The sequence below is a fragment of the Weizmannia sp. FSL W8-0401 genome (genome assembly GCF_038009125.1).
Classification (GTDB): Bacteria; Bacillota; Bacilli; order Bacillales; family Bacillaceae_C; genus Weizmannia; species Weizmannia coagulans.
On record NZ_JBBPAG010000001.1, the window covers coordinates 1,537,202 to 1,553,067 of the forward strand.

Below are 15,866 nucleotides of genomic sequence, written 5' to 3' on the forward strand. Positions count from 1 at the left end.
ATGCCCGCTTATCGTAGGGAGAAGACGTAGAAATACGCTAGCCGATAGCGCCCGGAGCTAGACATAAAAGGAAAACCTTCGGTTTTCCGAAATTAAGTTTGGCGTTTCCGTTTTGTTCAGTTTTGAAGGTCCAATCCTTCAGTATGTGTTCTTTGAAAACCGGATAGGAGAAATAAACCAAGTAAACCGAGAATCGCTTATTTTTGGATTTAAACCTTTTATGGTTAAGTTAGAAAGGGCGCACGGCGGATGCCTTGGCACTAGGAGCCGATGAAGGACGGTACAAACACCGATATGCTCCGGGGAGCTGTACGTAAGCTTTGATCCGGAGATTTCCGAATGGGGAAACCCCCTGTCTTTAATCGGACAGGATTCCTGCCTGAATCCATAGGGCAGGAAGGGCACACCCGGGGAACTGAAACATCTCAGTACCCGGAGGAAGAGAAAGCAATTGCGATTTCCCAAGTAGCGGCGAGCGAACAGGAAACAGCCCAAACCGGAAGGCTTGCCTTCCGGGGTTGTAGGACACTCATATGGGAGTTACAAAAGAACGGGGTAAGTGAAGCGGCCTGGAAAGGCCTGCCGGAGAAGGTAAAAGCCCTGTAACTGAAACTTCGTTCTCTCCCGAGTGGATCCTGAGTACGGCGGGACACGAGGAATCCCGCCGGAATCCGGGAGGACCATCTCCCAAGGCTAAATACTCCCTAGTGACCGATAGTGAACCAGTACCGTGAGGGAAAGGTGAAAAGCACCCCGGGAGGGGAGTGAAAGAGATCCTGAAACCGTGTGCCTACAAGTAGTCAGAGCCCGTTAACGGGTGATGGCGTGCCTTTTGTAGAATGAACCGGCGAGTTACGGTCTCATGCAAGGTTAAGCTGAAGAAGCGGAGCCGCAGCGAAAGCGAGTCTGAACAGGGCGAAAGAGTATGAGGCCGCAGACCCGAAACCAGGTGATCTACCCATGTCCAGGGTGAAGGCAAGGTAACACTTGCTGGAGGCCCGAACCCACGCACGTTGAAAAGTGCGGGGATGAGGTGTGGGTAGCGGAGAAATTCCAATCGAACTTGGAGATAGCTGGTTCTCTCCGAAATAGCTTTAGGGCTAGCCTCAAGCGGAGAGTTTTGGAGGTAGAGCACTGTTTGGACGAGGGGCCCTCATCGGGTTACCGAATTCAGACAAACTCCGAATGCCAAAAACTTATGCTTGGGAGTCAGACTGTGAGTGATAAGATCCATGGTCGAAAGGGAAACAGCCCAGACCGCCAGCTAAGGTCCCAAAGTATACGTTAAGTGGAAAAGGATGTGGCGTTGCTTAGACAACCAGGATGTTGGCTTAGAAGCAGCCATCATTCAAAGAGTGCGTAATAGCTCACTGGTCGAGTGACGCTGCGCCGAAAATGTACCGGGGCTAAACGTATCACCGAAGCTGCGGATGGACACCGTTTGGTGTCCGTGGTAGGAGAGCGTTCTAAGGGCGTTGAAGCCGGACCGGAAGGACCGGTGGAGCGCTTAGAAGTGAGAATGCCGGTATGAGTAGCGAAAGAAGGGTGAGAATCCCTTCCACCGAATGCCTAAGGTTTCCTGAGGAAGGCTCGTCCGCTCAGGGTTAGTCGGGGCCTAAGCCGAGGCCGAAAGGCGTAGGCGATGGACAACAGGTTGATATTCCTGTACCGCCTCTTCACCGTTTGAACGATGGGGGGACGCAGGAGGATAGGGCAAGCGCGACACTGGTTGATCGCGTCCAAGCAGTTAGGCCGGTGCGGAGGCAAATCCTTCGCGCCAAGGCGGAGCTGTGATGGCGAGGGAAATTAAAGTACCGAAGTTCCTGATTCCACACTGCCAAGAAAAGCCTCTAGTGAGGTGAAAGGCGCCCGTACCGCAAACCGACACAGGTAGGCGAGGAGAGAATCCTAAGGTGAGCGAGAGAACTCTCGTTAAGGAACTCGGCAAAATGACCCCGTAACTTCGGGAGAAGGGGTGCTTTTTGGGGTGTATGCCCCGGGAAGCCGCAGTGAATAGGCCCAGGCGACTGTTTAGCAAAAACACAGGTCTCTGCGAAGCCGCAAGGCGAAGTATAGGGGCTGACACCTGCCCGGTGCTGGAAGGTTAAGGAGAGGGGTTAGCCGCAAGGCGAAGCTCTGAACTGAAGCCCCAGTAAACGGCGGCCGTAACTATAACGGTCCTAAGGTAGCGAAATTCCTTGTCAGGTAAGTTCTGACCCGCACGAAAGGTGTAACGATCTGGGCACTGTCTCAACGAGAGACTCGGTGAAATTATAGTACCTGTGAAGATGCAGGTTACCCGCGACAGGACGGAAAGACCCCATGGAGCTTTACTGCAGCCTGATATTGAATTTTGGTACAGCTTGTACAGGATAGGTAGGAGCCTTGGAAACCGGAGCGCCAGCTTCGGCGGAGGCATCGGTGGGATACTACCCTGGCTGTATTGAAATTCTAACCCGCACCCCTTACCGGGGTGGGAGACAGTGTCAGGCAGGCAGTTTGACTGGGGCGGTCGCCTCCTAAAAGGTAACGGAGGCGCCCAAAGGTTCCCTCAGAATGGTTGGAAATCATTCGCAGAGTGTAAAGGCATAAGGGAGCTTGACTGCGAGACTTACAAGTCGGGCAGGGACGAAAGTCGGGCTTAGTGATCCGGTGGTTCCGCATGGAAGGGCCATCGCTCAACGGATAAAAGCTACCCTGGGGATAACAGGCTGATCTCCCCCAAGAGTCCACATCGACGGGGAGGTTTGGCACCTCGATGTCGGCTCATCGCATCCTGGGGCTGTAGTCGGTCCCAAGGGTTGGGCTGTTCGCCCATTAAAGCGGTACGCGAGCTGGGTTCAGAACGTCGTGAGACAGTTCGGTCCCTATCCGTCGCGGGCGCAGGAAATTTGAGAGGAGCTGTCCTTAGTACGAGAGGACCGGGATGGACGCACCGCTGGTGTACCAGTTGTCTTGCCAAAGGCATCGCTGGGTAGCTATGTGCGGAAGGGATAAGTGCTGAAAGCATCTAAGCATGAAGCCCCCCTCAAGATGAGATTTCCCACAGTTTAACTGGTAAGATCCCTGAAAGATGATCAGGTTGATAGGTCCGGGGTGGAAGCGCGGTGACGCGTGCAGCTGACGGATACTAATCGATCGAGGACTTAACCAAATAGAAAAGCGAAGGTGCCTTGTTTAGCCCCGACAAGCGAATGTTCTGACCGGCATGGAGCCGTCTTTTGGCTCCGTGACGGGCAGGTTATTCGACCTCGAGGGGCTAGGCACCGGAGCTGGACAATAGAAAAGCGGAAGCGCCTTGGTCATCGGCGTACGGATTTCGGAGCTTTCGACTGAGATAAAGGAAACACGGCGAGCCCCTAAAGGCGAGTCGATGCCCGCTTATCGTAGGGAGAAAGCGCAGAAATACGCTAGCCGATAGGCGCTGGAGCTAGACAATTTTCAAAGTTAGAAACCAAAGCTATTCTCCGTTTACAGTTTTTTCTCCCATCCGGTTTTCAGGGAACACATCCCAAAATTATACAGGTCCGGTGATGATGGCGGAAAGGCCACACCCGAATACATCCCGAACTCGGAAGTTAAGCTTTCCAGCGCCGATGGTAGTTGGGGGTTTCCCCCTGCGAGAGTAGGACGTTGCCGGGCCAAAGTAAGCCGCAGATTATAATCTGCGGCTTTTTATTATGATTCATCGTCTTGTTAAACAAAAATGAAGTGTGCGGTAGGGGAACTTTACAAAAAATAGTAATCAAGTTTCCCAAACCCGCTTTAATTAGAAACAGGTTTGGGCTTTATAGATTATCGTCTAAAACTTGAAACACTAAAATTCATTCTCATTACTTGTCTTACAAGGGTTTAGAGCAAAAATAAAAGCATGAACACTGGAAACTCGGTATAATTGAAGTGCTAACTAACAATTAATCGAGGAGTGTTCATGTTATGAAAATTATAACACAAAACGACCATCAGTCTCTTGAAGTTTTATCTTCAATCGAAGCATTTTTTTTTTGCGTTTTCGCTTATCTCAAATTGCGAAGGTTTCAAACGCTGTAAAGACAAAAGGTGTTCCATTTCGAACGCTGTTCTGTTATTTGATCAGTACACTTTTCTCAAACAGATCTGCATACCGTGATTATTTGAAGCATCAAGATCAGCTCGGATTCTCAGATAAGACCTTCCGTAATCTGCTGAATAACGGCAAAATCAATTGGCAAAAGTTCTTGGTTTTGCTCTGCCGCCGTATCATTGTGTTCATCGAACCCTTGACCGAACCAACACGCCGGAATGTATTCATTGTGGATGATTCCATGTATGAGCGAGCCAGCGCAAAGTATGTTGAACTTGCGGCGTTTCAGTTTGACCATGCGAAACACAAACATACCCGTGGCTTTCGGTTTCTTCAACTCGGTTGGAGTGACGGCAATACATTCCTTCCTGTTAACTTTTCCTTGCTTTCTGGCAAGAATCAAGTGTGCAGCCCAAAATCCATTGACGGCCGTACATTTTCAGGAAAGCGTAAGATTCAGGCACAGCGCAAAGCAACCAATGTAGTGTTGGAATTGTTATCATCAGCCTTGTCTCAAGGAGTGAATGCTTCCTACGTCTTGTTTGATTCCTGGTTTTCTAGCCCTAAGATGTTTCATCAGTTGCGTGAAATGGGACTTCATGGAGTAGCCATGGTGAAACGTTCTAAGAAAGTTTATTACCAGTTCAACGGTGGACTGATGGATGTGAAAACGATCTTTAACACCCAGAAGAAACGTCGCGGACGTTCACGCTATCTGTTATCCGTTCTTGTTGAAGCAGTTGACGGGGAAACGTCGGTGCCAGTCAAACTCGTTTATATCCGCAACCGCAATAAACGAAATGATTACCTTGTCTTGGCGACAACGGACACCCGGCTCTCTGAAGATGAAGTTATTCAGCTTTACGGAAAGCGCTGGTCGATTGAAGTATACTTCAAGATGTGTAAATAGTACCTCCGCCTGGCAAAATATCAAGGATTGTCTTATGACGGTATCTTTGCACATACCGCTCTTGTCGCAATTGGTTACTCAATCCTTGCAGTCCAACACCGTGAACAGGTAGATGATCGGACCCTGGGTGAGTTGTTTTATCTCATGGTTGATGAACTTACTGACATCACCTTCGCAGAAGCGATTCAACAATTGATTGATTTATTTAAAGAAGCTTTTAAGGATGAGTATATCCTTTGTGAAGAAGTACTAAATACTACTTTGAGCAATTTAAAAAAAGTTATCTGTCAGCTATCAAAAACACCTAATTAAAGCAGCTTAGCTCTAAATTAGACGGGATAACCGCAGTGGCGACAAGGAGTTTGCACGATTTTCGTACTTTCAAGTTTTAGTTATTAATATCATGGCCTGGGAATCGGAAATTTGCAAGGCCAGTATCATGGTACAAAAAACGATCAGGCCCATTTTTAAAACGGGAAAGCCGGAGAGAAAGCGGAATCCTTCAGTTAGCGCGAACTTTTCCCGATGTTCAGGATCTCTTTTTACCGGGGCCTGTAATGTTGGCTCCTTTATTCCAAACAGCAGGAGGGCAGAAAGGGAAGAAAGAAAATTGAATTAAAAAAAGCCTGCACCACTTTACACAGGCAAATAGAAAGCCTATAATGGAAGAAAGTGAATATTTCAGACTACTAGGGGTGCCCGGATTGGCGGGCTGAGAGAAAAACATTTGGTTTTTCAACCCTTTGGACCTGATCCGGATCATGCCGGCGTAGGAAAGTAGGGATTTTGGGAAATTTTCTTGCTTATTAAAGTCAGGTCTTTTACAGGCCTGGCTTTTTTCTGTTGGAAGGGAGGGAAAATAGCTGCTTTTAGGGCGGTAACCGGAAAAACCTCGTCAATGACGACGGGCAGGAAGAAATAAAAACAAAAAGTAGGTGGAAGATTGCTATAGCAGGAAAAAATTCAAATGGTTGAACGGGCTTTGGAACGGTTTGCAGCTTGTACATATTGGAAGTTCGGATGAAAGGAGGTTTCCTAAATGAAGTGGCGAAAATGGCTGGGGGATTACGGACTTTTTTGCGTTACGATGCTGGTCTTGATAGCCGGCTGGCAGTGGGTCATACAGAAAGGGGTGATCCCGTCTTTCATTTTGCCGTCCCCTACCCAAATCTATGCATCTTTCATAGAAAATCACAGGCAACTAATAAATGTGCATTTGCCTGCGACAGTGGAGGAAGTCGGCATCGGTTTTCTTTTATCTGTTGCGGGTGGAGTGATGATCGGTGTCATCATGTATGTCTCCAAAACGGCTGAAAAAATCTTTTATCCGTTTCTTGTTATTTCGCAAACGATCCCGCTTGTCGCCGTATCACCTGTTTTTATGATGTGGTTCGGCTATTCAGTTTGGAGCAAGGTAGCGATTATTGTGTTAACGGCTATCTTTCCGATTGTAATCAGCACTTTTGACGGATTAAAAACCGTCGATCCCGCCTATCTGAATTTGTTTCGGACAATGGGCGCCAGCCGTTGGGATATTTTCCGAAAACTTTCTGTCCCGATGGCCCTTCCCCAATTTTTATCCGGCTTGAAATTATCGGTTGTATATTGTGTCAGCGGGGCAGCGATCGGGGAGTGGCTTGGCGCAACTGCGGGGCTTGGCTTTTTTAGCAAGCGAATGTCTGGGTATTTGCAGTCGGGCGCTGTTTTTTCGGCCGTTTTTCTTTTGGCTGCACTCGGCATGGGATTATTTTTGCTTATTTATGGGATGGAAAAAAGCTTATTGAAAAACAGAACAAAAATTTAGGGGGATGTTCAATGAAGAAACGATGGGTAATGGTCGCTGTACTGGCGTGTATGCTAGGTGCCTGCAGCAATCATTCGCAGCAAGCAACGAAACATGCGCAAAAAGTAACGATCATGCTGGATTGGTATCCAAATGCGGTTCATTCTTTTCTTTATGTAGCCAAGGAAAAAGGCTATTTTAAAGCGCAGGGCCTTGATGTCAGCATCAAAATGCCTTCTGACACAAATGACCCGTTAAAACTTGCGGCTGCGAATCGAATTGATATTGCATTAAGTTATCAACCCCAAGTGTTAATCGCGCGCGATGAGAATATTCCGGTCCAATCTTTTGGCACCGTCGTCCGCCATACGCTGAACCGTGTGATGGTGCCAGCTTCAAGTGGTATCCGCTCACCGAAAGACCTGGCGGGCAAAACGGTCGGCTATTCTTCCATTCCGCTGGAAGAAGCAGTCGTTCGGACAATGGTCAAAGCAGACGGGGGCGATCCGGACAAGGTGAAAACAGTGGATGTTGGCTATGATTTAATCCCTGCTCTGACAGCCCGTAAAACTGATGCGATCGTCGGCGGTTTTGTTAATCATGAACAGTTGCTGCTGGAAAAGGAAGGCGTACCCGTTAGAGCATTCAATCCGGCAAAATACGGTGTTCCGGATTATGCCGAACTCGTTTTCATCGCAAACGAAAATAAGCTGAAACAGCAGCCAGACATTTTTAAAAAATTTCTTGCTGCCGCCGAAAAAGGCCAGCAATATGTCAAAAAACATCCGGAAAAGGCGCTTGCCATTTTGTTAAAACATGAAGATGCCTCTTCACCGCTGGATAAAAATGTGGAAACGAAGAGCCTGCACATTTTGCTGCCGCTGATGAGCGAAAAAAATAAAACGATTGCCGATCAGGGCCTGAAAAAATGGCAAGACGTTTCGGATTGGCTGTACCAGACAAAGATCACAAAAACACATGTCAATGCCGCAAAAGCTTTTGTCCATTTAGAAAATAAATAAGGAGCATTCTGGAAGCCAAATCGCTTTGGCTTCCGCCAGCATGGGATCACAAAACCGGGTGGCGGAACATGCAGAGTATGTTATTCGCTTCAAGCGCTGCATGTTCCTGCGGGAAGCCGCAAAAAAACCGCAGCTGTATGCCTGCGGTTTGCATGTTAAGCCTAAAAAGGGCCTCCGGGGCTTTGCCATCCTGCTGAACATAACGATCAAACGTCTCGGGCCAGGAAAAAACGCTTATCGCCTGGCCCAAATGGCAAAGCATGCGATGCGGCTCTTTCCGGAAAAAGCCGCATCGCATGCTTTGAGCAATGAATGGGACTGGTTAATACACCATGCTTTCATCGTGGTAATATTTAAATTCGAGCAAGTTGTTGGAGGGATCTTGGAGGAAAAATGTCCAAGTTCCTCTTGCCTGCCCCCAAACCGGACCATTTTCTCCTGGAAAAATGCCAAGCGGTTTTTCTTTGCAGATTGGAGGGTTTCCTCAAATGCTGCTTTATCCAAAAAAGTAATGCCGAAATGGCGGGGATACATTTTCGGGTTGGGGTCTATTTTTTCAGGGCTCAGATGGCAGACAAGCTGGTCCCCGAAAAAATTGAAAGTGACCCGGTCATCATACCGGCGCGCCACCTTACAGCCTAATTTCTGATAGAAATCGGCTGTTTCATCAAGATCTTTGCACGGGATCGCCAAATGAAAAATTTTATCCGTTTCTCTCATGGGAATCTCCTCCAATAAAAAAGTATCTGATCGCAAACCGAGCCTTAATGTTTCAAGCGCAAGGGCATCCGAAAAAGGGATGTTGGCCAGATTGGCATCCGGGCCGAGCTGTTGGATAAAAAAAGCCTGGAGCTGCTTGTTGGGTGCTTCGAAAATGAAAGCATCGCGGGGAATCCCCGAGTCCAGGATGGCCGCAAACATCTCCTCCCGTATTTCCCCGTCCCCGTTGCAAATGCCGCTCGTGCCGCTTTCCCTTGCCTCTGTCATCACTTTATATGCGCCTGCTTCTAAATCCCGGCTAATCGATTCCAGCCATAACGCGGGCGTATCGGCTATTGATTTGGCAGTATCTTTTGAGCCGACTTCACTTAACACTTTAAACTCCTTTGAAAACTCCGCAATATAGCGGCATTTTTCCGGATTGGACAGCGGCAGGGTGCCATTTGAGATTTCAACATATTCGCATGCAAACCGCCGGCAGTATTGAACGTACCGATCCGTCTTTCCCTGGCTGGCAAACTTTTCAAATAAAGTGCCGCCGAAAAAGAAGGCAATGCCGTTTTGCCTCAGGTGATCTATTTTTTCTTCCAAATGGCACCCTGCCTCTGTCATCACTTTATATGCGCCTGCTTCTAAATCCCGGCTAATCGATTCCAGCCATAACGCCGGCGTGTCGGCTATTGATTTGGCAGTATCTTTTGAGCCAACTTCACTTAACACTTTAAACTCCTTTGAAAATTCCGCAATATAATGGCACTTTTCCGGATTGGACAGCGGCAGGGTGCCATTTGAGATTTCAACATATTCGCATGCAAACCGCCGGCAGTATTGAACGTACCGATCCGTCTTTCCCTGGCTGGCAAACTTTTCAAATAAAGTGCCGCCGAAAAAGAAGGCAATGCCGTTTTGCCTCAGGTGATCTATTTTTTCTTCCAAATGGCGCGAAACCACCGATGTTCCCCAGCCGAATTTGACGAAATCAATATAAGGGGCTGCACTGTTCATGGTATCTTTAAAAAAGTTCAGCGGAATGCCATTGTCAATTAAGATGGTGATTCCGCAATCCCGCGGTTTCTCATTGCGTAAAGGCAGTGTCAAACCATGGTCATTCATCTTCAACCCTCACGATCGTTGGAAATTCTCCTGTTGGATCAATTTTCATAACAAACCCGCAGTCTCTTTCGTTGATGCAAAATTCTAGGTCAGCCGGGTTAAATGCAGGCTGTCCGGGATCAAGAAATTTCTTTGCAACACTGGCATTTACAATCTCCTTGATCACTGATTCCGGCTTTATCGTGCCGGAGCCGGTAAGGATGCTTTCCATGTATAATGCGCATGCCAGGTCATCTTCCCCCGTCGGATGGGAAGCGATCATGTTGATGCGGGCGTTGTCTTTGCCTTTCCATTTGCGCAGGACCCATTTTGCCGTCATTTTTGCATTCGAAAAGCCGGTAACATAGACTTCCTTTGCACAAAGGGCGCGGAAGGCTGCTTTTACCCCGTTTGTGGATGTTTGCACCAGCGTTTTGCCGGCTAACGGCTGTTTGGCGATGGCGGCCGGTGAATGGCCCAAATCAAATCCCGGTATCGGAAGCCCGTTCCCTTCGCCCGTGAGCAAGACATGCGGGTATTTGTCTTTGATACAAAAAGCCGCTTCTTTTGAGTCTGCCAGCCATATCTCTTTTACGCCGCCCAAAAAGGCATGGTGGGCAACCGTAAACGCGCGGATCACATCGATCACAATATTGGCATCCCCGTCTTCCGGCGTGATCTCATTCCCCTGGTAAATGTGGATGTTCATCCATTCCCCCCTCATTCTGTGCAAAAGATACATAAAGTATATTGGAGGGACGCTTGATGCGGAACTTGCCACCCTTTTCTTTTTTTATCGCCCCCGTCTGTTCAAAAAAGAATTGACTCCCGCCGCATTTGATTGTATAATGTTTTCAATGATTTCTAAATAATGATTCGTTCTTCTTATCCAGAGAGGTGGAGGGAAAGGCCCTTTGAAGCCTCGGCAACAGGTTGAAAAACACTGTGCCAATTCCTGCAGACAATCGTCTGAAAGATAAGAGAAGTTGACCATTGTGCGCCGGCTCTTCTTATCTTTGTAAGAAGAGCTTTTTTCGAAGGTGCTTCTCATGGAAAGAAGCGGATTAAAATCCAAGTAAACTTCTATGTCTATTTGGATTAGGATGTCATACATAAATAAACAAATGAAAAGTGCATGCAAACATTGCGAGGTGGAAGATTTGCCGTTAAGTGTACAAAACAGCCCGTTTAGTAAAGAACAGGCGGAAAAGTTAAATGAACTGCTGCAAATGTTAACGGATCAGCAAAAATTATGGCTGAGCGGATATTTAACCTATCCGTTTGCCGAACAAGGAACGAATCCCCCGGGAAGTACAGCTGTTGCTGAAAAGCCGGTACAGACGGCAACCAAAACGGTTACGCTGCTGTTTGGTTCCGAGACAGGCAATGCCCAGGCGCTTGCCGAAGCATTCGCCGCCAGATTAAAAGAAATGCAGTTTGCCGTATCTTTTTCGGCACTCGATGCGGCCAAGCCGAAAGATTTAAAAAATGCAGGGTATCTGCTCATCATTACAAGCACACAAGGGGAAGGGGACCCGCCCGACAACGCATTGTCTTTCTATGAGCTGATCCACAGCAGAAAAGCCCCAAAACTGGACGGGGTCCCTTTTTCCGTTTTGGCGCTTGGGGACCAGACATATGAGTTTTTTTGCAAGGTCGGAAAAGAGATCGACAAGAGGCTGGAAGAGTTGGGCGGGGAACGGCTCTATCCGCGAGTGGATTGCGATGTGGATTATGAAGAAGACGCCCAGGAATGGTTTGAAGGGGTTACAGGCGTGCTCCAGTCATCTGCCTTGCCGCCTTCAACCGCTGCCGATGCCACCCGGCCTGCAAACACCGATTATTCCAAATCCAACCCGTTCCAGGCGGAAGTGCTGGAAAATATCAATTTGAACTGGGAAGGGTCCAATAAAGAAACGCACCATATCGAATTATCCCTTGAAGGTTCCGGTTTTACATTTGAACCGGGGGACAGCATCGGGATTTACCCGGAAAATGACCCGGAACTCGTGGAACGGCTGATCGAAAAGCTCGGCTGGGATCCAAAAGAACCGGTTCCGATCAATAAAAAAGGGGAAGTACTGCCGGCCAGGGAAGCATTGCTCAGACATTATGAAATTACGAGATTAACAAAACCACTGCTTCAGCAGGCAGCCGTGCTTTTCGGAAACAAAGGGCTTACGGCTTTGCTTGAAAATGAAGCGGAGGCAAAGGCATACCTTGAAGGACGGGGCCTGATCGATCTTGTCGAGGAATATCCGCCGGAAAAAGTGGAAGTGCAAGCTTTTGTACAAATGCTCCGGAAAATGCCGCCGCGGCTTTATTCGATCGCAAGCAGTTGGAAAGCGAACCCCGATGAAGTCCATCTTGTCATTGCACTGGACTGCTATACAGCAAACGGAAGGGTGCGCGAAGGAGTTTGCTCCGGGCAAGTCGCAGGCAGGATAAAACCGGGAGACAAGCTGCCGGTTTATGTCCACCGCAATCCGAATTTCAAACTTCCGGCTGACCCGGATGTGCCGGTGATCATGATCGGGCCGGGAACAGGCGTGGCGCCGTTCCGTTCTTTCCTGGAAGAAAGGGAAGCGGAAGGGATCACCGGCCGAACATGGCTGTTTTACGGGGACCAGCATTTTGCGACGGATTTTCTGTATCAGCTTGACTGGCAAAACTGGCTGAAAAATGGCGTGCTCGAACGGATGGATGTGGCTTTTTCGCGCGACCAGGCAGAAAAAATATACGTCCAGCACCGGATGCTTGAAAAAAGCAAAGATTTTTATGCATGGCTTGAAAAAGGCGCCTGTGTGTATGTGTGCGGTGATGAGAAGCACATGGCCCGCGACGTCCAGGAAACGCTGCTTCACATTCTTGAAACAGAAGGCAATATGGCGAGGGAAGAGGCAGAGGATTATTTACAGGAAATGCGACGGGCAAAACGATACCAGCGTGATGTGTATTAACAGAGAGGGGCAGGAAGATGGCTGATAAAAAACTTGATCCGCTTGAAACGATAAAAGAAAAAAGCCGATTTTTAAGAGGAACGATTGCGGAAGGACTCAAAGATCCGCTGACCGGTGCGATATCCGAGGACGATAATAAACTGTTGAAATTTCATGGCAGCTACCAGCAGGACGACCGGGATATCCGCAACGAGCGGCGCAAAAAGAAACTGGAGCCGGCTTACCAGTTTATGGTGCGTGTCCGCATTCCGGGCGGCGTTGCGACCCCGGAACAGTGGCTTGTGATGGATGAACTGGCGCAAAAATACGGGAACGGAACGCTGCGTATGACGACCCGGCAGACATTCCAGATGCATGGCATTTTAAAATGGAATTTAAAGCAGGCCATCCGCGAAATGAACGATGCGCTCATGACGACGCTTGCTGCGTGCGGGGATGTGAACCGGAATGTGATGTGCAACCCGAACCCGTACCAGTCGGATGTGCATGCCGAGGTGTATGAATGGGCGAAAAAAACGAGCGACCACTTGTTGCCGCGGACTTCCGCGTATCATGAAATCTGGCTGGAAGATGAAAAAATCATTGATACAAAAGAGCAGGAAGATTCCGAACCGCTGTACGGCCCGAAGTATTTGCCGCGGAAGTTTAAAATCGGGTTTGCTGTGCCGCCTTCCAATGATGTCGATATTTTTTCACAGGATTTAGGGTTTATCGCCATTTTGAATGAAGGGAAGCTTGAAGGGTTTAATGTCGCGGTTGGCGGCGGGATGGGCATGACCCATGGCGATCCGAAAACATATCCGCAGCTTGCCCGGATCATCGGTTTTTGCACGCCGAACCAGGTGATTGAAGTGGCGGAAAAAGTGGTGTCGATCCAGCGCGACTACGGCAACCGCGCGAACCGGAAAAATGCGCGTTTCAAGTACACCATTGACGCGCGGGGGCTTGAATGGATCAAGGCGGAACTGAATGAACGGCTCGGCTGGGATCTCGGGGAGGCCCGCCCGTTCCATTTTGACCATAACGGCGACCGTTACGGCTGGATCAAAGGCGATGGCAAATGGCATTTGACGTTATTTGTCCAAAGCGGCAGGATCAAAGATTTTGACGGCTATCCTTTGATGACCGGGCTGCGCGAAATTGCAAAAATCCATCAGGGCGAGTTCCGCCTGACCCCGAATCAGAATGTCATCATTTCCAATGTAACCGACGAAATGAAAGGAAAGATTGACGAACTGGTTGAAAAATACCATCTGACGGACGGCAAGCATGCTTCCGCCCTCAGAAGAAACTCGATGTCCTGTGTCGCATTCCCGACTTGCGGCCTTGCGATGGCGGAAGCAGAACGGTACTTGCCGGAACTGCTCGGAAAAATCGAGGAGATTTTGGACGAAGCGGGGCTGCGCGAAGAAGAAATCGTCATCCGGATGTCGGGCTGCCCGAACGGATGTTCAAGGCCGGCGCTTGCGGAAATGGCTTTTATCGGAAAGGGCCCCGGAAAATACAATTTGTATTTGGGTGGCAGCTTCACCGGCGACAGGCTTGCTTGCCTTTATAAGGAAAATATCGGGGAAGAAGAGATCCTCTCGTCACTGCGCCCGATTCTTTTGCAATATGCAAAAGAACGGCAGGAAGGCGAACATTTCGGGGATTTCGTCATCCGCGCCGGAATTGTAGAAGCGATCCGTGACGGACGTGATTTTCATAAACCGGCAGCGGTGAATAAATAATTTTACAAACTGTGCCTAGAAGGATTTTATTCTCCGGGCACAGTTTTTTGTTTCTTTACAAAAGCTTCCAATTGGGACATACTGTTTAGCAGAATACCTCATAAAGGATGGTTGCCATGCTGGGAAAAAATTTAAAAACATATATCGAAAACCAAAAGGATACTATAATAATATTATGTAAACAAGAAATAGCGTATTTGGAGCGCTATAAGGATTTTTTCAAAGATGCTGTCAGGGAAAAAGAAATTGTTGAAAAAGAGGGTACCGCCCGTTTTGCCGATGCATCTATTGAACGGTGCAGCAAGGAAACCGATGAGACGCTTGCAGTGGAAACGGCGGTGTTTTTAAATGAACCTGTCCTCTATTTGAAAAAGCATAGGAAAGAATATGTTTACATCGCGTCACACTGGTTTGGCATCATCGGCATCGACGGGATTGCCCTTGAGCTGGATGATGTCTTCGGCCATTACAATTGCATGCTCGGGCTCAAAGTGCAGAAGAAATACGGGCCGGCGATTCAAACGGGGTTGTCTGAACTGCTCGAAGGAGACGGGAAAGGGGAAATCGTTTTTGATGGCAATGAAGGCATCTGGGATGTGAACTTTCCGTTGAACGATGTGCCCGGTTTCAAGGAAGAAATGCCGCTCATGGAAGCTTTCGTAAAAATTTACGAAGTGCTGTTTGCCCTCCAGGAAAAACTTGAAAAAATGTCTTGACCCTCACGCTGCGTCACCCCTTACAGTAAAAAAGGAAGGGGGGCTGCACGATGAGAATTAAAGAAGTTGCAGAGCTGGCCGGCGTCAGCATCCGGACATTGCGCCATTATGACGACATCGGGCTGCTAAAACCGGCTGAAGTTTCACCGTCCGGTTACCGGCACTATTCGGAAGAAAACCTAAAAACGCTCCAGCAAATCTTATTTTTCAAGGAATTGGGCTTCCCTTTGCAAAAGATCAAGGAAATCATGGAAAGCCCTTCGTTTGACAGGCTCGGGGCGCTCGAGCTCCAGCGCCATTTGCTGATTGAAAAACAGAAGCGGCTCGCGAAAATGATTGCCTTGATCGAAAAAACAATCCAATCAGAGAAAGAGGGAATGGAAATGTCCAGTGAAGAAAAATTTGCCGGTTTCCGCTTTGACAACAATCCGTATGAGCGTGAGGCACGCGAAAAATGGGGGGATCAGGCAGTAGATGCAGCGGAAGCGAAAATGGCGACGCTTGGCGGGGATGAAAAATTGGCTTTGGCTGATGAGATGAACGAAATTTACCGTGAGCTTGCCGCCATCCGCCATACGGACCCGCGCGCACAAGGAGCGCAGACAGCGATCCGGAAATGGTTTGATTTTTTAAACCGCCATTTCGGGAATTATACGCCGGAAGCCTTTAAAGGGCTTGGCCAAATGTATATAGAAGACAGCCGGTTTACAAAAAACATTGATCAATTTGGCGAAGGGCTTGCAACGTTTATGGCCGCAGCCATGGCGAAATTTGCGAATCAAACGGAGGAATAAAAAAAGCAGGAGCTGCCAAAAAAGGGGCTCCTGCTTTCTTTTTTTCGTTTGCCGCCTTTCAAAATAAATTGGAAAA

General features: G+C 48.4%; 7 protein-coding genes, 2 rRNA genes, 4 pseudogenes and 2 riboswitches. Of the genes and pseudogenes, 9 read left to right on the plus strand and 4 right to left on the minus strand.

Translation table 11 applies throughout. The features are described from left to right. The first annotated feature begins 222 nt into the window (after positions 1-222). The 5 genes and pseudogenes from NSU00_RS07315 to NSU00_RS07335 all read left to right on the plus strand — a co-directional run bounded on the left by NSU00_RS07315 (position 223) and on the right by NSU00_RS07335 (position 7,778). Positions 223-3,154, plus strand: a 23S ribosomal RNA gene (locus NSU00_RS07315). Between the two features lie 372 nt (positions 3,155-3,526). Next, positions 3,527-3,642 (plus strand): 5S ribosomal RNA (gene rrf, locus NSU00_RS07320). Positions 3,643-3,936: 294 nt separating this feature from the next. Continuing rightward, positions 3,937-5,295 (plus strand): annotated as a pseudogene (locus NSU00_RS07325) (IS4 family transposase). A gap of 359 nt (positions 5,296-5,654) precedes the next feature. Next, positions 5,655-5,766, plus strand: a riboswitch (TPP riboswitch). A 246-nt stretch (positions 5,767-6,012) separates the two neighbouring features. Beyond that, entirely contained in the window at positions 6,013-6,777 is a 765-nt protein-coding gene (locus NSU00_RS07330; RefSeq protein ID WP_013859347.1) for an ABC transporter permease, read from the plus strand. Between the two features lie 11 nt (positions 6,778-6,788). Next, positions 6,789-7,778, plus strand: coding sequence for an ABC transporter substrate-binding protein (locus tag NSU00_RS07335; protein ID WP_019721297.1), 990 nt, complete (start codon positions 6,789-6,791; stop codon positions 7,776-7,778). Positions 7,779-8,100: 322 nt separating this feature from the next. Here NSU00_RS07335 and NSU00_RS07340 read toward each other — a convergent pair. The 4 genes and pseudogenes from NSU00_RS07340 to NSU00_RS07355 all read right to left on the minus strand — a co-directional run bounded on the left by NSU00_RS07340 (position 8,101) and on the right by NSU00_RS07355 (position 10,299). Continuing rightward, a pseudogene (locus NSU00_RS07340) lies at positions 8,101-8,498 on the minus strand (VOC family protein). A 12-nt stretch (positions 8,499-8,510) separates the two neighbouring features. Further along, a pseudogene (locus tag NSU00_RS07345) lies at positions 8,511-9,089 on the minus strand (phosphosulfolactate synthase); the annotation flags it as partial. Between the two features lie 9 nt (positions 9,090-9,098). Then, positions 9,099-9,611, minus strand: a pseudogene (locus NSU00_RS07350) (phosphosulfolactate synthase); the annotation flags it as partial. Beyond that, positions 9,604-10,299 (minus strand): 2-phosphosulfolactate phosphatase, encoded by a 696-nt coding sequence (locus NSU00_RS07355; RefSeq protein ID WP_340702613.1) that lies wholly within the window; start codon positions 10,297-10,299, stop codon positions 9,604-9,606. The gene NSU00_RS07355 and the pseudogene NSU00_RS07350, both read right to left, overlap by 8 nt. 173 nt (positions 10,300-10,472) lie before the next feature. Continuing rightward, positions 10,473-10,573: riboswitch (SAM riboswitch) on the plus strand. 120 nt (positions 10,574-10,693) lie between these two features. On the opposite strand from NSU00_RS07355, the gene NSU00_RS07360 reads away from it, so the two are divergent. The 4 genes from NSU00_RS07360 to NSU00_RS07375 all read left to right on the plus strand — a co-directional run bounded on the left by NSU00_RS07360 (position 10,694) and on the right by NSU00_RS07375 (position 15,790). Beyond that, positions 10,694-12,550 (plus strand): assimilatory sulfite reductase (NADPH) flavoprotein subunit, encoded by a 1,857-nt coding sequence (locus NSU00_RS07360; protein WP_340702614.1) that lies wholly within the window; start codon positions 10,694-10,696, stop codon positions 12,548-12,550. A 17-nt stretch (positions 12,551-12,567) separates the two neighbouring features. After that, entirely contained in the window at positions 12,568-14,280 is a 1,713-nt protein-coding gene (cysI, locus tag NSU00_RS07365) for an assimilatory sulfite reductase (NADPH) hemoprotein subunit (RefSeq protein ID WP_340702615.1), read from the plus strand. 197 nt (positions 14,281-14,477) lie between these two features. Further along, entirely contained in the window at positions 14,478-14,996 is a 519-nt protein-coding gene (locus NSU00_RS07370) for a hypothetical protein (RefSeq protein WP_340702616.1), read from the plus strand. Positions 14,997-15,046: 50 nt separating this feature from the next. Next, a complete protein-coding gene (locus NSU00_RS07375) occupies positions 15,047-15,790 on the plus strand; it encodes a MerR family transcriptional regulator (RefSeq protein ID WP_019721303.1) in 744 nt (247 codons plus the stop codon). Positions 15,791-15,866: the final 76 nt, after the last annotated feature.